This window comes from Psychroflexus sp. ALD_RP9 (assembly GCF_017311165.1).
Classification (GTDB): Bacteria; Bacteroidota; Bacteroidia; order Flavobacteriales; family Flavobacteriaceae; genus Psychroflexus.
In genome coordinates, this window is sequence record NZ_CP062973.1 from 2,413,579 (window position 1) to 2,436,994 (window position 23,416).

At 32.7% G+C, this 23,416-nt stretch carries 18 protein-coding genes and 1 pseudogene; 7 read left to right on the forward strand and 12 right to left on the reverse strand.

Features of this window, described 5'->3' with window-relative positions; all coding sequences use genetic code 11:
• Nucleotide 1: 1 nt before the first annotated feature.
• Entirely contained in the window at nt 2-2,569 is a 2,568-nt protein-coding gene (locus tag IMZ30_RS11335; RefSeq protein WP_207038407.1) for a DNA gyrase/topoisomerase IV subunit A, read from the forward strand.
• On the opposite strand, the gene IMZ30_RS11340 is transcribed toward IMZ30_RS11335, so the two are convergent.
• Together IMZ30_RS11340 and IMZ30_RS11345 are read right to left on the reverse strand one after the other, a co-directional pair.
• Nucleotides 2,561-2,944: a DNA topoisomerase IV gene (locus IMZ30_RS11340; protein WP_207038408.1), complete on the reverse strand. Its 384-nt coding sequence runs from the start codon at nt 2,942-2,944 to the stop codon at nt 2,561-2,563. The two genes, IMZ30_RS11335 and IMZ30_RS11340, sit on opposite strands and share 9 nt — an antisense overlap.
• Nucleotides 2,945-2,964: 20 nt before the next feature.
• Nucleotides 2,965-3,384, reverse strand: a complete 420-nt coding sequence (locus IMZ30_RS11345; RefSeq protein ID WP_207038409.1) for a helix-turn-helix domain-containing protein — start codon at nt 3,382-3,384, stop codon at nt 2,965-2,967.
• A 286-nt stretch (nt 3,385-3,670) separates the two neighbouring features.
• On the opposite strand from IMZ30_RS11345, the gene IMZ30_RS11350 reads away from it, so the two are divergent.
• Both IMZ30_RS11350 and IMZ30_RS11355 read left to right on the forward strand, forming a co-directional pair.
• Entirely contained in the window at nt 3,671-4,852 is a 1,182-nt protein-coding gene (locus IMZ30_RS11350; RefSeq protein WP_207038410.1) for a M14 family zinc carboxypeptidase, read from the forward strand.
• 77 nt (nt 4,853-4,929) lie between these two features.
• Nucleotides 4,930-5,409, forward strand: a complete 480-nt coding sequence (locus IMZ30_RS11355) for an Lrp/AsnC family transcriptional regulator (protein ID WP_207038411.1) — start codon at nt 4,930-4,932, stop codon at nt 5,407-5,409.
• Between the two features lie 74 nt (nt 5,410-5,483).
• Here the strand turns inward: IMZ30_RS11355 and hpf are convergent, their stop codons facing one another.
• The gene (gene hpf, locus IMZ30_RS11360; RefSeq protein WP_207038412.1) at nt 5,484-5,786 is read right to left on the reverse strand and encodes a ribosome hibernation-promoting factor, HPF/YfiA family; all 303 of its coding nucleotides are present in this window, start codon (nt 5,784-5,786) and stop codon (nt 5,484-5,486) included.
• Nucleotides 5,787-5,931: 145 nt separating this feature from the next.
• On the opposite strand from hpf, the gene IMZ30_RS11365 reads away from it, so the two are divergent.
• Nucleotides 5,932-8,880 carry an FAD-binding and (Fe-S)-binding domain-containing protein gene (locus IMZ30_RS11365; RefSeq protein ID WP_207038413.1) on the forward strand — a complete coding sequence of 983 codons (2,949 nt, stop codon included), beginning with the start codon at nt 5,932-5,934 and terminating at the stop codon, nt 8,878-8,880.
• On the opposite strand, the gene IMZ30_RS11370 is transcribed toward IMZ30_RS11365, so the two are convergent.
• A complete protein-coding gene (locus tag IMZ30_RS11370) occupies nt 8,866-9,654 on the reverse strand; it encodes a hypothetical protein (protein WP_207038414.1) in 789 nt (262 codons plus the stop codon). The genes IMZ30_RS11365 and IMZ30_RS11370 overlap by 15 nt on opposite strands.
• Nucleotides 9,655-9,687: 33 nt before the next feature.
• Nucleotides 9,688-10,500 carry a UDP-2,3-diacylglucosamine diphosphatase gene (locus tag IMZ30_RS11375; RefSeq protein ID WP_207038415.1) on the reverse strand — a complete coding sequence of 271 codons (813 nt, stop codon included), beginning with the start codon at nt 10,498-10,500 and terminating at the stop codon, nt 9,688-9,690.
• A 185-nt stretch (nt 10,501-10,685) separates the two neighbouring features.
• Between IMZ30_RS11375 and aroC the strand changes: the two genes are divergently transcribed.
• Nucleotides 10,686-11,744, forward strand: coding sequence for a chorismate synthase (gene aroC / locus IMZ30_RS11380; RefSeq protein WP_207038416.1), 1,059 nt, complete (start codon nt 10,686-10,688; stop codon nt 11,742-11,744).
• A 4-nt stretch (nt 11,745-11,748) separates the two neighbouring features.
• Nucleotides 11,749-13,056: a dicarboxylate/amino acid:cation symporter gene (locus tag IMZ30_RS11385; RefSeq protein WP_207038417.1), complete on the forward strand. Its 1,308-nt coding sequence runs from the start codon at nt 11,749-11,751 to the stop codon at nt 13,054-13,056.
• A gap of 47 nt (nt 13,057-13,103) precedes the next feature.
• Here IMZ30_RS11385 and clpB read toward each other — a convergent pair whose 3' ends face one another.
• The 4 genes from clpB to IMZ30_RS11405 all read right to left on the reverse strand — a co-directional run bounded on the left by clpB (nt 13,104) and on the right by IMZ30_RS11405 (nt 18,038).
• Entirely contained in the window at nt 13,104-15,704 is a 2,601-nt protein-coding gene (gene clpB / locus IMZ30_RS11390) for an ATP-dependent chaperone ClpB (RefSeq protein WP_207038418.1), read from the reverse strand.
• A gap of 161 nt (nt 15,705-15,865) precedes the next feature.
• Nucleotides 15,866-16,543 (reverse strand): OmpW/AlkL family protein, encoded by a 678-nt coding sequence (locus IMZ30_RS11395; RefSeq protein ID WP_207038419.1) that lies wholly within the window; start codon nt 16,541-16,543, stop codon nt 15,866-15,868.
• A gap of 81 nt (nt 16,544-16,624) precedes the next feature.
• Nucleotides 16,625-17,671 carry a serine hydrolase domain-containing protein gene (locus IMZ30_RS11400; RefSeq protein ID WP_207038420.1) on the reverse strand — a complete coding sequence of 349 codons (1,047 nt, stop codon included), beginning with the start codon at nt 17,669-17,671 and terminating at the stop codon, nt 16,625-16,627.
• The gene (locus IMZ30_RS11405) at nt 17,661-18,038 is read right to left on the reverse strand and encodes a PH domain-containing protein (protein WP_207038421.1); all 378 of its coding nucleotides are present in this window, start codon (nt 18,036-18,038) and stop codon (nt 17,661-17,663) included. The genes IMZ30_RS11400 and IMZ30_RS11405 overlap by 11 nt, the downstream gene beginning before the upstream one ends.
• A 73-nt stretch (nt 18,039-18,111) precedes the next feature.
• Here IMZ30_RS11405 and IMZ30_RS11410 point away from each other — a divergent pair, with 73 nt between their 5' ends.
• Complete coding sequence (locus tag IMZ30_RS11410) at nt 18,112-19,155, forward strand: FAD:protein FMN transferase (RefSeq protein ID WP_207038422.1); 1,044 nt, start codon at nt 18,112-18,114, stop codon at nt 19,153-19,155.
• Here IMZ30_RS11410 and IMZ30_RS11415 read toward each other — a convergent pair.
• From IMZ30_RS11415 to IMZ30_RS12060, 3 genes and pseudogenes are all read right to left on the reverse strand, one after another.
• Nucleotides 19,139-19,393 (reverse strand): hypothetical protein, encoded by a 255-nt coding sequence (locus IMZ30_RS11415; RefSeq protein ID WP_207038423.1) that lies wholly within the window; start codon nt 19,391-19,393, stop codon nt 19,139-19,141. The genes IMZ30_RS11410 and IMZ30_RS11415 overlap by 17 nt on opposite strands.
• Before the next feature lie 153 nt (nt 19,394-19,546).
• On the reverse strand, nt 19,547-21,493 hold the full coding sequence (acs, locus tag IMZ30_RS12055; RefSeq protein ID WP_410524000.1) for an acetate--CoA ligase: 1,947 nt from the start codon (nt 21,491-21,493) through the stop codon (nt 19,547-19,549).
• 156 nt (nt 21,494-21,649) lie between these two features.
• Nucleotides 21,650-23,407 (reverse strand): annotated as a pseudogene (locus IMZ30_RS12060) (AMP-binding protein); the annotation flags it as partial.
• Between the last annotated feature and the right edge of the window lie 9 nt (nt 23,408-23,416).

Consider the following 23,416-nt stretch of genomic DNA (forward strand, 5'->3'; position numbering starts at 1 on the left):
CATGAGTGATGTTCCTGAAATAACCAATAATACTGATTCTATTAAGATTAATGGAATGTATCAAGATTGGTTTTTAGATTATGCCTCTTATGTAATTTTAGAACGTGCAGTACCATCTGTTATTGATGGTTTTAAGCCAGTTCATCGACGCATTTTACATGCAATGAAAGACCTAGATGACGGTCGTTACAATAAAGTAGCTAATATCGTGGGACATACCATGCAATATCATCCACACGGCGATGCCAGCATTTCAGACGCAATAGTACAAATTGGCCAAAAAGATTTATTAATAGACACTCAAGGAAACTGGGGAAATATTTTGACTGGCGATAGTGCAGCAGCTTCTCGATACATAGAAGCACGCTTAACCAAGTTTGCGCTTGAAGTTGTTTTCAATCCAAAAACAACCGAATGGCAACTATCTTATGATGGTAGAAAAAAAGAACCAGTTAATTTACCCGTAAAATTTCCGATGGTGCTTGCCCAAGGTGCAGAAGGGATTGCAGTTGGTTTAAGTACAAAAATTTTGCCTCACAATTTTAATGAACTCATAGACGCTTCAATTAAACATTTAGAAGGTAAAAAATTTAAAATCTATCCAGATTTTCCAACGGCTGGTATCATTGATGTAAGCGGCTATAATGACGGCTTACGTGGCGGTAAGGTAAGAATACGAGCTAAAATCTCAGCAAGAGACAAAAATACACTTGTCATTTCTGAAATTCCCTACAGCACAAACACAACAAGTTTAATCGAGTCAATTTTAAAAGCAAACGACAAAGGAAAAATTAAAATCAAAAAAATTGAAGATAACACATCATCTTCTGTTGAAATACTTGTGCATATTCCATCTACAATCTCACCAGATAAAACCATAGATGCACTTTATGCATTTACCAATTGTGAAGTATCTATTTCTCCTTTAAGTTGTGTAATTATTGAAGATAAACCTCATTTTTTAGGCGTTAGTGAATTATTAAAAATTAGTACAAACCATACTGTAGATTTACTTAAAGCTGAATTAGAAATTAAACTCGCTGAACTCGAAAATCAATGGCACTTTTTATCACTTGAAAAGATTTTTATTGAAAACCGTATTTACAGAGATATAGAAGAAGAAGAGACTTGGGAAGGCGTTATTAAAGCCATCGATCAGGGACTGAAGCCTTTCACAAAGCATTTGAAACGACAAGTCACAGAAGACGATATTACGCGTTTAACTGAAATTAAAATTAAACGTATTTCTAAATTCGATTTAGATAAAGCTCAAAAAAAAATTGAAGCGCTTGAAGGCGAAATAGAACAAGTAAAATACAACTTAGCAAACCTGGTAACATTTGCAATAGACTATTTTAAAAATCTAAAATCAAAATATGGCAAAGGTCGAGAACGCCAATCTGAAATTAGACTATTTGAAGACATAGAGGCTTCTAAAGTGGTAATTAGAAACACTAAACTCTACGTTAATCGCAAAGAAGGATTTATTGGTACTTCACTCAAAAAAGAAGAATACGTTACCGATTGTAGTGATATAGACGACATTATCTGCTTTACCGAAAGCGGTTTAATGATGGTAACAAAAGTAGATACCAAAACCTTCATAGGTAAAAATATTATTTATACCAACATTTTTAAACGGAAAGATAAACGTACAATTTACAACGTAATTTACCGCGACGGAAAAACAGGCCATAATTTTATGAAACGTTTTTCAGTCACTTCAATTACACGTGATCGCGCCTACGACATTACAAAAGGTAAGGCAGGATCTAAAGTGCTTTATTTTAGCGCTAATCCTAATGGAGAAGCTGAAATTGTTAATATACAATTAAGACAAAAAAAAGGACTCAAAAAATTAAAATTCGATCTCGATTTTAAAGACTTAGCTATAAAAGGTCGAGGTGTAAAAGGCAACATTGTTACTAAACTTCCTATCAAGCGTATAGAACTTAAAGAAGAAGGTGTATCTACTTTAAAACCACGTAAAATATGGTTTGATGACACTGTGAGACGTTTGAACACCGATGAACGTGGCGAACTTTTAGGCGCATTTAAAGGTAATGACCGCCTTTTAATAGCTCGCCAAAACGGTATTGTAAAAGCAATTATTCCTGAAATAACAACTCATTTCGAAAATGATATCATTGTACTTGAAAAATGGCAACCTAAAAAACCAATAAGCGTTATTTATTGGGAAGGCGAGAAGCAACGTTACTATCTCAAACGTTTTTTAATTGAACAAACTGACAAAGAGGAACAAGTTATTACAGATCATCCTGATTCTCAATTAGAACTAATTAGCACTGATTATAAGCCTCAAGTTGAAATTGAATTCATAAAACAAAAAGGTAAAGACCGCAAGCCTAATCAAATAATTAATGTTGAAGAGTTTATAGCTATTAAAGGTATAAAAGCACAAGGTAATCAGTTAACATCAGATAAAGTCAAGCAGATTAATGCTTTAGAACCGTTAAAGCCTGAGTTAGATGACACAGAAGATCAAGACGATAATTTAGATGATGCCGAAAATAACTCATCTAATGATTCTCAGGCTAGTTTATTTTAACTCACTTATTTTGGTGACTTGTCCTTGCTGAGTATTAGTTTCTCCTACAATATTGTAAGAAAACTTATAGGTGTCGCCATTAGTGGTTAAAATCCGCATCTGAATAGGCTTTTTTTCAGACCTATTTTTAGGATTTTTTGAAGTCAAAATATATTGGCAGTCGTTCACCCAGCGAATATACGCCGTATCTCGTTTATTTTTATAAAGCTCTATTTCGATGCTATCATTCCTTATAAATTTGGTGGTTTCTAATTCGCCATTAACTAGAGTTTTAAATTCAAATACACCTGTTTTAAATTTGTTACAATTACGTTCAGATTGGTAGCAAGAACTTAACACTACACTTAATAAAACTAAATAAACAACCTTATTCATAGAATTCATTTTATACAAAATTATAAATTGCTAGGTTCAAAAGCGTCAAAAGTACCATCATTATAACAAATTATTACCTTTTTAATCATTTGATCCTTATTTGCTACTTGATTTGAAAAAGCAGAAGATTCGCTTTCATGATTTTGAACCGTTGCACTTTGAGATGGAGTAGTAGTAGAACTTTTGTCTTTTTCAGCTTCCTGCTGTGTTGAAGTTGATGGGAAATTACCTTTTCCATTAAGTAACCAATATAATTCTACATCAGTAAATTCTTTAACAACTTTCATCACAAATTCTAGGCTTGGCTTATTTCTACCTGAGAGAATATGTGAAATTGAAGCACGACCTACATCAATTCGTTCGGCAAAACTTGATGCATTTAGGTCGTAAACTTCCATAATACGTTGTATACGTTTGGAAAAATCAGCGCTGTTTACCATTGTGTAAAGATTTGTTTAATATTGTAAATATGCAAATGTAAACAATAAATTTAAGTTATTAAAAAGTATAAAACAACCGAACTAAGCATTAAACTAATACTTTTATAAAATAATTTATAATACTGATATATAGTATTTTACATACTAAAAAACAATTGTTACGGTTTAGCGAAAGTTTAGCTTGGTTAAATTAAGGTTAAAGGTATTAATTAATTTACAAATGTAAAATCAGGAGTGATTTTTAATGTATACGCATGTAAACATTTCTTTTTTTACTTTTGTAAACATGATAATACCATTTCACTTTTATAGTAATTTACTTAGTAATTATGAACAGTTTAAATGTAGTCAACTTTTTGGTCGGCTTCTTTTTGAAGAGAAAATACATGAACTCAACCACGAATTATCTCATCATTTATCAATAAAGAATGAAGGTAATTCTGTTGAATCAAGAATCATTACTTCTTTTAATTTAGGTGATGGGCCGATCAAGATTTTAGTTTGGTCGCAAATGCATGGTAACGAGTCTACTTCAACCAAGGCTATTTATGATTTCTTAAGCTGGGTTAAATTAAACTTAAATACTTCAAACAAGGTTTTAGTTGAATTACTTCAACAAGTTACCTTAAAAATAATTCCTATTCTAAATCCTGATGGTGCATTTAAATATACTCGATTTAACGCTAATAATGTTGATTTAAATAGAGATGCAAAGCTACAATCACAACCTGAAACTCAGGTTTTATTTTCAATTGTAGAGTCATTTCAACCTCATTTGTGTTTAAACATGCATGGTCAACGAACTATATTTAGTGCTGGTCTAAATCCTGTTCCGGCAACATTATCTTTTTTATCAGCTTCTTCAACTAAAGATCGCAGTGTTAACGAGACAAGACTTAAATCTATGGCTATTATTAATGGAGTGAATGATTTACTTCAGAATTTTCTTCCTGAACAAGTCGGTCGCTACAATGATGCCTTTAATATGAATTGCACAGGCGATTATTTACATTCAACTGGTATTCCGACTGTGTTATTTGAGTCTGGTCATTTTGCTGATGATTATGAGCGTGAAATTGTTAGGAAATATACTTTTTTGAGTCTTTTTAAAGCTTTGGAACTTGGTACTGCTTTTATTGAAAAAGAGACTCATATTGAAGCCTTAGATGATTATAATAAAATTCCAGAAAACCAAGAGTTATTTGTTGATGTAGTTGTTGAAAAAATAAAAGTTGGTGATGTTTTAAAGACCGTCGGGATTAAGTACGAAGAATCATTTGAAGGTGATGACATTGGTTTTAATCCCATTGTGGTTGAAATTGCAGACAAATCAACTTATTATGGTCATACTATAATTGATGCAAGTCAATTATCAAATCACTCAAAATTTAATGACTTACAAGTCGGTGATGAATTTCCTGAACTCAAGATTAACGAAAACGTTTTCGTCAAAAAATTTAAAATTTAATCTAAAAAATCGATTTTTATTACGTTTTATTCATTAATTTTGCTTTTTAATTAATTAATGTTTAAAAATACTCGAAAATGGCGCGATTTAAATTAGATGATACAGATCACCAAATTTTAAATATGTTGATTGAAAATACCAGAACTCCTTTTACTGATATAGCCAAAAAATTAGATATATCAGCTGGTACTGTTCATGTACGAGTGCGAAAAATGGAAGAAGCGAAAATCATTCAAGGTTCTTCTTTAACACTCAATTATAAGTCTTTAGGTTATACATTCATCGCTTATGTTGGTATATTTTTAGAAAAAACTTCACAAACACAATTCGTATTAAATCGTCTTGAAGATATACCTAATATTACAGTTGCTCATGTTACTACTGGAAAATTTAACTTGTTTTGTAAAATAAGAGCTAAAAATACTGAACATGCAAAAAATATAATTTTTAAAATTGATGATATTGATGGTGTAAGCCGAACTGAAACTATGATTTCATTAGAAGAGAGTTTAAATGATAAAACTCGATTAATGCGTTCTATTTTTCAGGAAATGTAAATTTCACTTTTGAAGATAAAAAATAAAAGCCTCGATAAATCGAGGCTTTTTTATTATTAAAATGAATGACAAGCTTAATGTGTCGTCATTTTTTCTTTCTTTTTTTGAAGTTGCCTTCTAAGTTCAGAGCAAGTTTCGCTAATTGCTGCTTCAAAATTTTTAGCACTAGTAGAGGCAAATAAGTTTTGGCCTGGAGCACTTAACTTAATTTCGCATATCATACCTGAATCTGGCTCAGAAGTATTTTCTTTCTTAAAGAATACTTCAGATCTAACAATCCAATCATAGCGATCTTTTAATTTATCTAAATGTTTGTTGGTAAAGGCTTCTAATCGTTCACTTGCAGTGACATGCACATAATTAAAGTTTACGTCCATAGGTTTGTTTTTTAAGGATTAACATTATTCAAATTTAATTAAAACAACTTTGATGATCTATGATATTCATCAGTTCAAAACAAAGTATTTCAATAATCATTCATACCATAAATATAAGCTTTTAGACTAAATTAAACCTTTAAATTTGAATATATTTGATAAAAATAATAGCTTGATAGACTCTTCTTCATTTTCAGAACTTAAGCTTAAAGGTCAAATCTTTTCAGACCGATTACACAAGCACTTGTACGCTACAGATGCATCGGTTTATCGCGAAATTCCTCAAGCGATAGCTTACCCTAAAGACTCTAGTGATGTAATTAAGCTAATAAAATTTGCTAAAGCTAAGTGCACAAATTTGATTTTTAGAACAGCTGGAACTTCATTGGCTGGACAATGCGTTGGAAATGGAATTTTAGTTGATGTAAGTAAATATTTTACCAAAATCTCTAATTTTAACGAAAAGAGAAAAACAGTTACCGTTCAACCTGGCGTTATTCGAGATGACTTGAATGCTTTTTTAAGACCTTATAATTTACAATTTGGACCAAATACTTCAACCTCTAACCGTTGCATGATTGGTGGAATGATAGGTAACAATTCTAGTGGTACAACTTCAATAAAGTACGGTGTTACAAGAGATAAAGTTGAATCTTTAAGTTGTATTTTAGATGATGGTAGTCGTATTCAATTACAACCACTGACCAAAAATCAGTTTCAGGAAAAGTTGAAATTAAATTCACGTGAAGGTGATTTATATCGTAAAATGCATGAACTTTTAAGCGATAAAAGTCTGCAGAAGGCAGTTAAAAATGATTTCCCAAAACCTGAAATTCATAGAAGAAATACAGGTTATGCACTAGATGCATTGCTAGAATCTGAACTTTATTCAGAATCTAATCAACAATTTAATTTAGCTAAGCTTATTTGCGGTAGCGAAGGAACTCTTGCATTTGTTGAGTCTATTACATTAAATCTAGATGCACTTCCACCTGAACATTCGGTGATGGTTGTAGCGCATTTTCAAACAATAACTGATTGTTTAAATGCGGTTAAACCTGTTATGCAACTACCATTATTTACCTGCGAGATGATGGATAAAACTATTCTTGATTGTACAAAATCTAGCTTAAAATATAAAGACTATCGTTTTTTCTTAAATGGTGATCCTCAAGCCATTTTAATGCTTGAGCTTCGCTCTAACACTAAAGAAAGTTTAAAAGATTTAAAACTTAAATTACAAAGAGTTTTAAAAACTGAAACTAATTCTTATTTTGATAGTGTTGTTCATGCAGAAGCTATCTTTAAGGTACTTGAATTAAGAAAAGCAGGTCTAGGTTTATTAGCTAACATTTCAAAAGATACAAAAGCAGTGGCTTGTATTGAAGATACTGCGGTTACTTTAGATGATTTTTCTCAATACATGACAGACTTTGAGTTAATCATGAGAAAATTTAAACAATCGGCTGTTTATTACGCTCATGCAGGTGCCGGTGAACTACATTTACGTCCAAGACTAAATTTGAAAACAACTCAAGGCGTAGCTGACTTTAAGGCGATTACAGCTGAAGTAGCACATTTAGTTAAGTCTTATAAGGGTTCTTTTAGTGGTGAACATGGCGATGGAATTGTTAGGTCTAATTTTATTGAATTATTAGTTGGTAGTAAATGTTATGAAGCGCTAAAAAGTGTAAAAAATATTTTTGATTCAGAACAAATTTTTAATCCAGGTAAAATTATAAACCCAAAGCCTATTGATAAAAACCTAAGATATGAAGCAGGTCGTGTTGAACCAGACCTTGATACAATTTTAGATTTTTCGCCTGAAGGTGGTATTTTAAAAGCCGCCGAAAACTGTAATGGAAGTGGTGATTGCCGAGTGAGTACGCAGGCTAACCAAGCAATGTGTCCAAGCTATCAAGCAACAACTAATGAGAAAGACACTACAAGAGCTCGTGCTAATGCTCTAAGAGAGTTTTTAACTCACCCAAAAAATCCTAAAAATGCATTTAATCAAACTGAACTTAAGCAAGTGTTTGATTTATGCATATCATGCAAAGCTTGTAAAAAAGAATGTCCTAGTAATGTTGATGTCGCTAGTTTTAAGGCTGAGTTTTTGCAGCATTATTATCAAAATAATAGCCGACCCTTAGCAGATTATTTGCTCGCGAATTTATTGCTATTTTATAAATATTTACCACCTAAATTTTACAACTTTATTGTCAACAATAAATATTCTTTATCAATATTAAAGCATATTTCTAAAATACATAACCAAAGGAGTTTACCTAATTTATCTAAACAATCGCTTCAAAAACATATCAAAAACAATTTTAGTCAATTAACATCAGCAAAAACACCACAAAAAACCGTTTATTTTTTTGTAGATGAATTTACTAATTTTTTAGATGCTTCAATTGGTAAAGATGCCATAAACTTACTGAGCAAATTAAACTATAATGTCAAGCTTATTCAAAATATTGAAAGTGGTCGCGCTTTAATTTCAAAAGGATTTTTAAAACGAGCTAAAAAGATAGCTTCTGATAATGTAAAGTTTTTAAGTGAACTTATTTCAGCTGAAACGCCTTTATTAGGAATAGAGCCATCGGCTATACTTAGCTTTAGGGATGAATATTTAAGGTTAAATAATCATGATCAAGCTTCAACTGAGTTAGCTCAACATACTTATTTAATCGAAGAGTTTTTAGCTAATGAATTTAAGCTTGGTAACATCAGTTCATCACAATTTACTTCAGATTCAGTGAGGCTTAAAATTCACACGCATTGCCATCAAAAAGCGCTTTCAAATTCAAAGTTTACCTTTGATGTACTTAACATTCCCGAAAATTATCATCCAACACTTATTACGTCTGGCTGTTGCGGCATGGCTGGAAGTTTTGGATACGAAAAAGAACACTATGAAACTAGTCAATCTATAGGTGAGTTGTTTTTATTTCCAAGTATTCGTAAAACACCGAAAGAGACGATAATTGTTGCTAATGGGACAAGTTGTCGTCATCAAATAAAAGATGCTTTACAACGATCTGCAAAGCATCCTGTAAGTGTTTTATACGAAGCTTTAATCGATTGTTAAGCTAAAGTCAATTAATTCTTGAGAAGATGTACTTGAAATATCGGGTAAGCTTATTTGAGGCAAATCTTCAAATATTAGTTCAGTAATAACATCACTTCTGATTAAGCCTATGTTTGGTGCAAAATAATTGGTAGCTGTAACTACATCTTGCTGTTGCAAAACGGTAACATCAATTAAACCTAAATCAGCTTCAATATTAGCGCTTATAATAATTTCACTTTGATATACATTTTGATAAGTTTCATTATTAACGCTAAGATCACCAATGTTTCCACCATTAATGATGTTAATGCTGTAATTTATATTAACTGGAACACCTTGAATTTCGTGAGTAATCGTGTTTGACTGATTGTAGACTGATGCACCAACTTGAGCAGATTGATTATATATTGTAGCATTATTGAGTTCAAAATTTAAGGAAGGTAATTCTGGTGTGGCTTCAAAATTGTAATTACCTGTAAAAACAAGTTGAGCATTATCATTTGTTTTATATAATTCACCTGAAGTTAAAATTGAAGTTACTAACCCAGGTTGTTCAACATTGGTTTGCGTAAATGAAAAATGATCTTGATTGTTAATTGTTTCAACTCCACTAACTTCTAGGGTTTCTGTTCCTGAGTTTGAATTGTCATCTTGAGTTATAGTATTGTTATAAGTCCATGAATTTCCAACATTAAGGTCAAAATAATTATTTGCTTGAATTGAGTTTTCATCGTCAGACTCACAAGAATAGAATAGGGTAGTTGCCAATAATAAAAGTAATAATTTACGCATATTTTAGATTATTTTAAACTAAAATAGCTAAAATTATTTACTGGCGAAAGTTACAGCAGCTAAAACATCAATTTTTGGTTCTTTTACTTCAACAGATTCTAAACTTAGATTTTGATAATAGACTAAATGCCAGCGACTATAATTATATTCTAATGCTGTGAGATTTTCTATCCAATCACCAGAATTTAGATATAGGCAAGTCCCTTTTTCATTGACTTTTCTTTTAATTTTTGGCTGATGAATATGGCCGCAAATAACGTAGTTAAAACCCTTATCAATTGCTAATTCTGCAGCTACTTTTTCAAAATCATTAATGTACTTAATTGCTTTTTTTACACTATTTTTAATCTTTTTTGAAAGTGAATATTTTTCACGCCCTAAAATTTTTAAGATAAAATTGAGCAAGCGATTTAACAGAATCAGCAAATCGTAACCATAACCACCAAGTTTAGCTAAAAATTTTGCATTTTGAATAGAAACATCAAACACATCTCCATGAAAAAACCAAGCTTTTTTGCCATCAAGGTTTAAGATAAGTTTATCTACCAGTTTTAAATTACCCATTGTAAATTCTGAAAATTTTCTCAATAACTCATCATGATTTCCTGTGATATAATAAACTTCAGTACCATTTGCAGATAAATCAATGATTTTTTTAATGACATTTAAATGAGATTTAGGAAAATATTGTTTTCTAAATTGCCAAATATCAATAATATCACCATTTAAAACTAAAATTTTAGGCTCTATAGATTCAAGATAATTTAGTAATTCTTTAGCATGGCAGCCATAAGTTCCTAAATGAATATCAGATAAGACAACTAATTCAAGTTTACGTTTAGACAAATTATAGGTTTTTTGATACACTCAAATGAAATGATTTTAATGATTGAAAACTTATTTTTTGAGTTATGAATAATATAAATAGCTGTTATGAAATCGTTTAGTTTAATGTATAAATGTTAAGCCAGGATTACCTACTTAAACTTTAGTAATTTATTGAAATCAATTACATTTGCTGAAAACAGTATATGGCGAGTAATACATTTGGCAAACAATTACAACTTACAAGTTTTGGTGAGTCTCATGGAGTGTCTATTGGTGGTATTATCGACGGTGTTCCAGCAGGAATTCAACTAGATTTTGAAGCTATTCAACTTGAGCTAGATCGTCGGAAACCTGGTCAATCGTCAATCGTTACGCAGCGAAAAGAGTCTGATGTAGTACATTTTAAATCTGGAGTTTTTGAAGGAAAAACTACTGGAATGCCTATTGGTTTCGAAATTAAAAATGCAGATCAAAAGTCAAAAGATTACGGCCATATCAAAGATATCTATAGGCCTAGTCATGCCGATTTTACATACACAAAAAAATATGGCGAACGCGATTATCGAGGTGGTGGTCGTTCTAGTGCTCGCGAAACAGCCAATTGGGTTGTTGCTGGTGCCATTGCAAAGCAAATAATACCTGAAATAGAAATTTCTGCCTATACATTTTCAGTTGGTGAGTTATCAATAAATGATGAGTATAAAATTGATATGAGCCAAATTGAAAAAAATCCGGTACGTTGCCCAAATGCTAAACTTGCCCAACAAATGGAAACCTACATTAAGCAAATTCGAAAAGAAGGAGATACTATTGGTGGTCAAGTCAAGTGCATTATTAATAACGTGCCAATTGGGTTAGGTGACCCTATTTTTGAAAAATTACATGCTAATTTAGCTAAGGCAATGATGACTATAAATGCAGTAAAAGGCTTTGAATATGGCTCAGGTTTTTCAGGGACAACTTTAAAAGGGTCTCAACATAATGATGAAATATTGAGTAATCAGCAAACAAAAACTAATTTTAGCGGCGGTATTCAAGGCGGAATTAGTAATGGAATGCCTATCGAGTTTACGGTAGCATTTAAACCTGTAGCAACATTAATGAAAGCTCAATCTAGCATCGATCAATCAAATAAACAAGTAACAGTTGAAGGTAAAGGTCGGCATGACCCATGTGTTGTTCCTAGAGCAATTCCAATTGTTGAAGCTATGGCCGCACTTGTTCTTGCAGACGCTTTTCTAATCAACAAAATAAATAGATAACACTATGAAAAAATTAGCGCTTCATTGGCAAATACTACTTGGTATGGTTTTCGGAGTTGTATTTGCTCTTATTTTTACAAATTTTGATTGGGGAAGCCAATTTATAACCGACTGGATAAAGCCTTTCGGGAGTATATTTATTAATGCACTTAAATTAATTGCTGTTCCATTAATATTAGCATCACTCATAAAAGGAGTCTCAGACTTAAAAGATATTTCCAGCTTATCCAAAATGGGTTTAAGGACAATTTTAACTTATATTACTACAACTGTTATTGCGGTTTCTATAGGTCTAGCTATTGTAAACATCTTTCAGCCAGGTAAAAGTATCGATCAAGACACAAGAGAAGAATTAATCGAAAGCTATGGTGGTGATGCAGAACTTAGACAAAAAGACGCTGAAAAGCAAAAAGAGGCTGGACCACTTCAAGCTTTAGAAGACTTAGTGCCAGACAATATTTTTGGTGCAGCTTCAAATAATGGCAATATGTTACAGGTTATATTCTTTGCCATCTTTTTTGGAATTGGTATGATATTGATACCAGAAAAACAAGCGCAACCCGTCAAAGATTTTTTTGATGCACTTAATGAAGTTATTTTGAAAATGATTGATTTAATTATGCTTTTTGCACCTTATGGCGTCTTTGCGTTATTAGCAGCTTTAGTAGTTGAAGCTCCAAGTGCCGATTTATTTATGGCTTTGTTGTTTTATGCTTTTTGTGTGGTTTTAGGTTTAATACTAATGATAGGCGCTTACACTTTAATTGTTTGGCTATTTACCAAAAAAACACCAGGATTTTTTATTAACGGAATCTCACCAGCACAACTCTTAGCATTATCAACAAGCTCAAGTGCTGCTACTTTACCTGTTACCATGGAGCGCGTTGAAGAACATTTAGGTGTAGACCGACAAGTTTCAAGTTTTGTCTTGCCAATTGGTGCTACAATAAATATGGATGGTACAAGTTTATACCAAGCTGTAGCTGCTGTTTTTATTGCTCAGGCTTTCGGAATGGACTTAGATTTCGCCACTCAACTAGGTATTATTGTTACTGCAACATTAGCCTCTATAGGTTCGGCGGCAGTTCCTGGCGCAGGAATGGTCATGTTAGTTATTGTTTTAGGTCAAGCTGGTATCCCTGAGGCTGGTCTAGCTTTAATTTTTGCAGTAGATAGGCCATTAGATATGGTTAGAACTTCAGTTAATGTAACAGGAGATGCAGCAGTATCTATGATGGTAGCAAAATCGCAAGATAAATTACACGATCCCAAAGTTAAAAATTGGGATGATAATTATCCATCAAAAAAATAGTTGCAAAAAAAAGCCCGATATTTATCGGGCTTTTTGCATTAAATATATTAAGCACTGACTTCAGTTTGATTTCTAAATACTAGTTCGTTATTAAACTCATCTAATAATATAATACTATCTGTAGTTACATTTTGTGCTAATATTTCTTTAGACAATTTATTGAGAACTTCTTTTTGAATTGTTCGTTTTACTGGTCTTGCACCATATTGAGGATCAAATCCAGCTTTTGATAAATATGCTATTGCTTCTTCAGTCGCATCGATAGTAATGCTTTGTTTATTTAGCATTTTCTTCATTAAGTTGAGTTGAAGTCTCACAATCGCTTTTATATCTGCTTGTGAAAGTGGCGTAAACATGACAATATCATCTATACGATTTATAAATTCAGGTCTAACGCTTTGTTTTAATAAGCCTAAAACATCAACTTTTGCTGCTTCCATAGCTGAATGAACATCAGGGTTGGCTTCAAATTTTTCTTGAATAATATGGCTACCGATATTTGAAGTCATCACTATAATTGTATTCTTAAAATCAGCTACACGACCTTTATTATCTGTCAGTCGTCCTTCATCAAGAACTTGAAGTAAAATGTTAAAGGTATCAGGATGTGCCTTTTCAATTTCATCAAGTAAAACTACAGAATAAGGTTTGCGTCTAACAGCTTCAGTTAACTGGCCACCTTCATCATAACCAACATATCCAGGAGGAGCTCCAACTAAGCGCGAAACTGAATGTCGTTCTTGATACTCACTCATATCGATTCTAGTCATTGCTTGTTCATCATCAAATAAATATTCAGCCAGAGCTTTAGCTAATTCAGTTTTACCAACACCAGTTGTTCCTAAGAATAAAAATGATCCTATGGGTTTATTTTGGTCTTGTAATCCTGCACGACTTCTTCTAACAGCATCTGATACTGCCTGAATTGCCTCATCTTGACCAATTACTCGTCTATGGAGCTCATCTTCAAGTTTTAGAAGTTTTTCACGTTCAGTTTGCAGCATTTTAGTCACTGGAATTCCTGTCCATTTTGCTACTACTTCAGCGATATCTTCATAATCTACTTCTTCCTTAATTAAAGACTGCTCAGACTTTTGGTCTTCAACTTGAGCTTGTAATTTTTCAAGTTTGGCTTGAGCGTCTTTAATTTTTCCATATCTTAACTCAGCTACTTTTCCATAATCACCTTCTCGCTCGGCACGTTCTGCTTCTAGCTTAAAATTTTCTAAATCTGTTTTACATTGCTGAATTTGATCGACTATATCTTTTTCATTTTTCCATTTAGCATTTAATGTATTTCGCTCATCTTTTAAATCAGCTAAATCGGCTCTTAGAATTTTTAGTTTAGATTCATCCTTTTCACGCTTAATGGCTTCAATTTCAATTTCTAACTGCATAATTTTTCGATCTAGGACATCTAATTCTTCTGGTTTTGAATTAATTTCCATCCGTAATTTTGAAGCCGATTCATCCATTAAGTCAATTGCTTTATCCGGTAAAAAACGGTTAGTAATATAGCGCTGTGATAATTCAACTGCTGCAATGATGGCTTCATCTTTTATCCGAACTTTATGGTGAGTTTCGTACTTTTCTTTGATTCCACGTAAAATTGAAATGGCACTTTCAGTATCAGGCTCATTAACTGCTACTTTTTGAAAACGACGCTCAAGTGCTTTATCTTTTTCGAAGTATTTTTGAAATTCGTCAAGTGTTGTTGCACCTATGGCGCGCAATTCGCCTCTTGCTAAAGCTGGTTTTAAAATATTTGCCGCATCCATAGCTCCTTCGCCACCACCAGCACCTACAAGAGTGTGAATTTCATCGATAAATAAAACAATGTCGCCATCGCTTGAAGTTACTTCTTTTATCACTGATTTTAATCGCTCTTCAAACTCACCTTTGTATTTCGCACCAGCGATTAAGGCGCCCATATCTAAGCTGTATATTTTTTTTGACTTTAGATTTTCAGGCACATCACCTGCAATGATACGATGTGCAAGACCTTCAGCTATAGCGGTTTTACCTGTTCCAGGTTCACCGACCAACATAGGGTTGTTTTTGGTTCTACGTGATAAGATTTGTAAAATACGTCTAATTTCTTCATCACGACCAATAACAGGATCAAGCTTACCATCTTCAGCAAGTTGATTTAAATTTCGAGCATATTTATCTAGAGAGTTATAATTATCTTCTGCGCTTTTTGAAGATACTTTTTCTCCTTTTCTTAATTCATTAATTGCTGACTCTAGGCCTTTTTCAGTAACACCTTGATCTTTAAGGATCTGACTTACCTTAGATTTAGTTTTAAAAATTGCTAAAATGAGATGTTCTATAGAAACATAATCATCTTGACGATTTTTAGCTATAATTGTTGCTTCATTAACCGCTTTTCCAGCATCTCTAGAAAGTACTAAATCACCACCTTCAACTTTTGCGAAACTGCTAATAGTTTTATCTAAAATTTGTGTAAATAAATTAGTATTAACATTTAATTTCTTTAAAATAAATGGTGTTACGTTTTCATCAACCAGCATAATTGCTTTAAACAAATGTTCGTTTTCAATTTGCTGATGTTTATGCTCTTGAGCAATTAACTGAGCTTGTTGAATTGCTTCTTGAGACTTTATTGTGAAATTATTGAAATTCATAGTTTTGGGTATTCTTGTTTGTTTTTTATTTGTCAAAAGTTATACCTAACGTTAAATACGACAAATTGACATATACATAACTGAAAAAGGAGACAAAAGGGCATAAAAAAAGTCAAATGCTTTATAACATTTGACTTTTCAGTACCATTAGAAAACTAACTTTAGAATTTCATACCAATACCAAAACCAGCGATTGCAGGATTTATATCAACTTCCGCGGGAATTGATAAGCCTGGTAACATATTATCGGCATCTACTGTAACATCAGTACTTAAGAAGATGTATTTAAAATCTGCGTTTAAGAAAAACTTTTCATTAATCATATAATCGAAACCAATTTGTGTAGCAATACCGAAGCTATTATCGTAGCTAATTCCTTTAGCAACACCACCAGCATCTTCATTATAGAAAATAGTATAATTTATACCAGCACCAACATAAGGCTTAAAGTTTTTAAATAACTCGTGGTGATATTGAAAAGTTAAAGTAGGAGGAAGCAACCATACATCACCTAGGTCAACATTAGCATTAGTACTACCACCAACAGCTGAAATATCAGAGCCTACCGTATTAACATCATGCTTTGCAGTTCCTAAAATTAATTCTAAGGCAAACTTTTTATTAATAAAGTAAGTAAAATCTAGCTCAGGTACAAATGCATTAGAGATATCAACATCGCCACCTATAACACCAATATTAGCGCTTTCGTTTGGCATAATGTTGATTGCACGTAAACGGACTTGCCATTTTGAAAATTCTTCTGAATTGTCTTCTTGTGCTGAGGCAAAAAATGGACTAATTAACAATGCAGTAAAAACCGCAACTACTACTTTTTTCATGAGTTTATATTTTGAATTATGAAGCAAAAATAAATTCAGTCTAAAATGTAAACTATGACAAATATCATAAACTAACACTTGTTAGCTTTTTTCTAAATTGATCATAATATCAAAGCATAACTTATCTATCTTTTGCATATCTGGATGGTACGCCGATACATTAGACAACACAACAACTGCTTTGTTAGTATCAGGATTAACAACAATTGTAGATGTAAAACCTCCAACAGCTCCATTATGCCAATACCAAGTAAAACCAGCTTTGGTTTTTAAAATATTCCATCCAAGCCCAACTAATTGTCTTTCATTAATTTGATGTGTTTGTTTTAAAGTTAAATTTAAAGCTGCATTAGATTTATCGATAATTTTTTTAGAGAAAATCAACATATCTTGAGCTGATGAAAAAATATCTCCGACACCTTTTAAAGCATCAAAAGTCCAGTAGGAGGTAAGCTCACCTTTAGCATCAAGGCCTTTAATAACATTGTTCATACTTTTAGGATTGCTTGTGGTGTTTAACATACCTAAAGGTTTAATCACATGGGTTTGTAGTAAATCTTCGTAAGACTGTTTAGTTAAAAACTCAAGAGAAAAACCTAATAAGCCAGTTCCTAAATTTGAATATTGATAAGAAGGATCACCTAATTTTAGGTCTTTTTTTAAGTAAGTAAGCAATTCTTTATCTCTGTAGTTTAAGTAAGGATTGCTTTGATTTTTAAATGCACTTTCTGCAAAATTGCTTGGAAGTCTTGGTAATCCAGAGGTATGATTTGCCAGTGACTTCAAAGTAATTGGCTGATTAAACAAAGTATCAAAAATAGCAAGTTTACTTATGTCTTGATTAAGATCTACTTTATTATTTAGATGTAAATCAGCTAAAATAATAGATGTAAAAACTTTAGAAATTGAGCCAATTTGAAATAATTGTGTTGAATTTTCTTCTGAAACAACACTATATTGAGTGTTTTTAAAACCTTTAAAAACATCTTCACCATTTGAAGTATATGCAACTGAGATTTGCGTTTCTGCAGGAAATTGCTCTAAGGTTGCTTTAATTAGTTGAGATGGTGATTGTGCAAAAACTGAAGTTACTGAACAACATAAAACTATAAGTGACTTATAAAACATACTGCGCCAATACTTTTTGAACATCATAAACATTAACTTTTTTATTAAAATTTTGAATAATACTAGGAGTTGATTCACTTGAAATATAAATTTTTAATTCGGCTTCTAGATCAAAAGTACCTGCTGTTTCTATAGAGAAACGAGAAATGCTTTTATAAGCAATAGATAAGTACTCTCTTTTTTTACCTGTTAATCCCTGAATATTCACAAAAATCAAGCGTTTATTTGTGAAAATTAAAGTATCTCTTACCAATTTGAAGCCAATATCTACTTGTTCATTTTCAATTAATAAATCGGCGTAATCATTAGCTAATTGCTCTGGATTTACGGTGCCAGCATTTCCTAAAAGCGATGAAAAAAGTCCCATAATATTTTTTAATTGTTAGAAATTAATTCCTAAAGTTAAAGATTTTTCTTGCTAACTTAGCAAAAATTATTTGATGAAATCTAAATATATTGGTTATGCGTTTTTAGGGGCAATTGTTATAATTATTGCATTTGTGATATTTCGAATGGCTTCAACTGGAAATGAAGCTAACACAAACACTTCAATCAAAAATTTTTTAGTTTATGAAGGTCAAGTTTATGGCACCTATTTTTCAATAATTTATAAGTCACCTATATCTTACAAAACCCAAATTGACTCAATTTTTAATAGTATCGATCAAGCAGCAAGTGCCTATATTTCAAATTCCGAAATAAATGTGCTCAACAATAAACGTATTATACCAAATTCCTCAAAGATTTTAAAAGCTCACTTTAATAAAGCGAAGGATTTATATGAAGTTACGAATGCCTATTTTGATCCAACAATCTCACCTGTTATTGAGTTGTGGGGCTTTGGAAAAAATACAACTCCAAATGTCGATTCGCTCAAAATTGAACTTGCCATGCAACGTGTTGGATTTTCTGAAAGCTACCAAATAATAGGAGATACCATAAGTTTAAAGAATAATGCTGTTATTAATTTTACAGCTATGGGCGAAGGCTTTGCTATTGACGAAATTTCAAACTTTTTAGCCTCTAAAAATATAAGCGACTTTAAAGTTGAAATTGGTGGAGAATTACAAGCTAGAGGAGAAAGTAGTAAGCAAAAACCCTGGTTAATTGGTATTGAAAATCCTCTATATGACGAAAATCAGGATTTAAAACGCTTTTTAGCTACTGTTGAAGTTTCTAACCTTGCATTGAGTACTTCAGGTAGTTATCGAAAGTATTTTATTGATGAATCTGGTGTCAAAAGGAGTCATATTATTAATCCTAAAACAGGTTACCCAGTCAATCACACTTTAATTTCTGTAAGTGTTTTAGCAGAAACTTCTACCAAGGCAGATGCTTATGCTACAGCAATTATGGCAATGGGTCTTGAGCAAGGAAAGGTTTTTATTAAAAATAAACCAGATTTAGAGGCATTTTTAATTTTTGAAACGGCAGATGGAATAGATGTTTGGAGCAGTAGCCAACAATTTAAGATGGAGTCTTAAATAAAAGCTTGTATATCTTCTTAAAAGCATCTTCGCCAAAGTGCCATTTTACTAAAAAGTCATTTGGTGACTGACTATCAATTTTTTGAATTTTTGGTGCAGCAATAAAACTCGCTACTGCAGCAATACTAGCAATTATTCCTGTAACATCAGTAAACTGACTTACAATAACCCATATTAAAACATAAGTCAACAAGAAAATTATTAAGCCTAAAATTTTTGCTTTTTTGTAAATCATTATTATAATTATTACAAATTAAAATGTTGTACAAAAGTATTGATTTATGTTAAAATAAAGCTGACAATTATCATCAGGTAAATAATTAAAAGCTTCAATTAAAAAACGGCTTGATTAATCAAGCCGTTTTTTAATGAACTTAATGATTTTATTTTAGGTTGTCTCATTTTTAACCACTTCAATAACTTCATCTACTATTGAAGGATCAAGAAGAGTAGACGTATCACCAAGTTGATTCATTTCATGAGATGATACTTTTCTTAAAATTCTACGCATAATTTTTCCACTGCGGGTTTTTGGTAAACCGGAAACAAAATGTATACGATCTAATTTTGCTATAGGACCAATTTTACTTGTAATAATCTGATTAATTTCTTTGCGAACATTATCATGATCTCGCGATTCACCTTCTTCTTTTAAAATAATGAAACCAGATAGTGCATTTCCTTTTACATCATGAGGAAAACCGACAATAGCAGATTCTGCTACAGCAGGATGCTCATTTATTGCGTCTTCTATCGGTGCTGTACCCAAATTATGTCCAGAAACAATCACAACATCATCTACGCGACCCGTAATTCTATAATAGCCAACTTCATCACGAACCGCACCATCTCCTGTAAAGTACATGTCTTTGTAAGCTGAAAAATAAGTGTCTTTGTAACGCTGATGGTCTCCATAAACCGTACGCGCTATACTTGGCCAAGGCCGTTTTATACACAATCTACCAGATACAGAGTTTTCTGAAATTTCTTGATTGTTTTCATCCATTAAACATGGCTGAATTCCTGGAAGTGGTAAAGTTGCGTAAGTTGGTTTAGTAGGTGTAACAAAAGGAATAGGAGAAACCATAATACCACCTGTTTCAGTTTGCCACCAAGTATCGACAATAGGTGACTTTTTCTTACCAATATTATCGTTATACCAATTCCAAGCTTCTTCATTAATAGGTTCGCCAACACTACCTAATACTTTAATCGAACTTAAGTCATATTTATTCACATAATCGATAGATTGTTTTGCTAAAGCTCTAATCGCGGTTGGAGCGGTATAAAATTGGTTAACTTTTAACTTTTCGACTACTTCCCAGAATCGTCCAAAATCTGGATAAGAAGGAACTCCTTCAAACATTACTGAAGTAGCACCGTTTAATAAAGGCCCATAAACAATATAACTGTGACCTGTAATCCAGCCTATATCTGCAGTACACCAGTAAACATCACCAGGCTGATATTGAAACACGTTTTTAAATGTAAAGGCTGTATAAACCATATAACCAGCAGTTGTATGAACCATACCTTTAGGTTTTCCTGTTGAACCAGATGTGTATAATATAAATAGAGGATCTTCAGCATCCATTATTTCGGCAGGACAAACATCATCAACTTGTTTTAAGGCCTCATGAAGCCATAAATCACGACCTTCCTTCATTGTAACTTTTTCATGTGTACGTTTAACCACAAGAGAGTGCTCAATTGAAGGGCAAGATTGTAAAGCTTCATCACAAATTCCTTTAAGGTCAATTGTTTTATTTCCACGGTAAGATCCATCAGAAGTCACTAATAATTTACAATTAGAATCATTTATTCTAGAGGCTAGCGCAGAAGCTGAAAACCCAGCAAACACAACTGAATGAATGGCGCCAATACGGGCACATGCTAAAACAGTTACCGTTAACTCGGGAATCATTGGCAAATACACACAAACGCGATCACCTTTTTTAACACCTAAGTCTTTAAGAACATTAGCCATTTTTGAAACCCGTTGATGCAAATCTTTATAAGTGATAAATTGTGTTTCTTCTTTTGGGTTATTAGGCTCCCAAATTATGGCATTATTAGATGCGTTATGCTGTAAGTGACGGTCTAGGCAGTTTTCTGTAATGTTAAGTTTGGCATTTTCAAACCATTTGATGTCAACATTTTCTTTGTCCCAAGACATGACTTTATCCCATTTTTTGTGCCATTTGAAATTTCGTTCTGCTATGGTGTTCCAGAAATTATCAGGATCATTTTGAGAAATTCGATAAACATCAATGTATTTTGCTAAAGAATCTATGTTGTAATAAGAATCGGTTAAAGCGCGAAGAGATTTAGTGATAATGTCTTTATCTGTTGCAAAAGCACCAATTTTTTCAAGTTGAAAAGTTTCGATAATCTCATTAATTACCATAGGATCTTCAATAGTTGAAGGCATTTTGTAACTTTCGCCATCAATAATTTTACGCAAAGTTCTACGTAATATTTTACCACTTCTCGTCTTTGGTAAACGTTTCACAACAACCACTTTTTTAAGCGAAGCAACTGCACCAACTTGTTGGCGAACTTTTTGAACAATTTCAGATTCTAGCTTAAAATGCTCATAATTTTCATCACCAATCTTAGGAACTACAACTGCTAAAGGAACTTGACCTTTTAATTTATCTTCGATACCAACAACTGCACATTCTGCAACAATGTCATGGCTTGCTACCACTTCTTCGAGGGCTGCAGTTGAAAGTCGATGTCCTGATACATTAATGACGTCATCAATTCTACCAGTAATAAAAATATTATTATTACTATCTTTAAAACCGCCATCACCAGAAAAATAATATCCTGGAAATTTATTTAGATAACCAGCTCGATAACGTTCTTTTGAACCCCAAAGACCAGCCATAAATCCAGGTGGAAGCGGAAGTTTTATGCTTACGTATCCTTCTTCTTCAGGTTGAAGTTCCTCACCATTTTTATTTAAAATTTCAAGATTATAACCAGGAACGGCCTTACCGACTGATCCTACAGGCTGATTCTGTTTTTCATAGCCCATAAAATTAGCAACAATAGGCCATCCAGATTCAGTTTGCCACCAATGATCTATTACAGGAATATTTAAATGCTTTTCAGCCCATTTTAAAGTATTTTCATCACAGCGCTCACCTGCTAAAAACTGATAGCGTAGAGACGATATATTATATTTTTTGATGAGTTCGCCATTTGGATCTTCTCGTTTAATCGCTCTGAATGCCGTTGGTGCCGTAAACATTACATTAACTTGATGTTCTTCTATAACACGCCAAAATGAACCAGCATCTGGAGTTTTTACAGGTTTTCCTTCAAACAACACAGTTGAATTGCGATTTATTAATGGTGCATAAACAATATAACTATGGCCAACTACCCAGCCGACATCAGAAGCTGCCCAGAAAGTTTCGCCAGGTTTTATACCATAGATGGCTTGCATCGAATATTTTAATGCTGTGGCATAGCCGCCTGTGTCACGTATAACTCCTTTTGGAGATCCTGTGGTGCCTGACGTGTATAAAACATATAAGGGATGATCTGAAGAAACAGGCTGATAACTTACAGGTTCAGATTTTTCGACTAAATCATCATAATCAAGATCAATAGGTTGTTTTGGGTTTTCAGCACCAAGTTTTCTATTATGAATAATAACATGCTCAGGTTGATGCTCAGATAGTTTTAAAGCTTCATCAACCATAGGTTTATAAGGAATAATTCGATCAACCTCTATTCCTGATGTTGCTGTTAATAAGACTTTGGGTTTAGCATCATCAATTCTTAAGGCTAACTCATTTGGTGCAAAGCCTCCAAAAACGACTGAATGTATAGCTCCAATTCTTGCACAGGCCAACATGCTGAAAACTGCATGTGGAATCATGGGCATATAAACAACTACCGTATCACCTTTTTGAACACCTAAAGACTTTAAAGCACCTGCTAACTTTTCGACTTCAACTTTTAAATCATTATAAGTGTACTTTATAATATTTTGGCGTACAGCTGAATCGTAAATTAGAGCTACCTCGTTACCATACCCATTTTCAATATGTTGATCAATACATAAGTAGCTCATATTTGTTTCTCCATCTGGGAACCAATGAAAAAGTCCATCATCAGTTTGCTTTACTGCTTGTTTAGGAGCGGTTAACCAATTGAGTTTCTGTGATTGTTCTAACCAAAATTTGTTTGGGTTTTCTTTACTTTTATTGTATTCTTTTTCGTAATTCATCATATCAATATT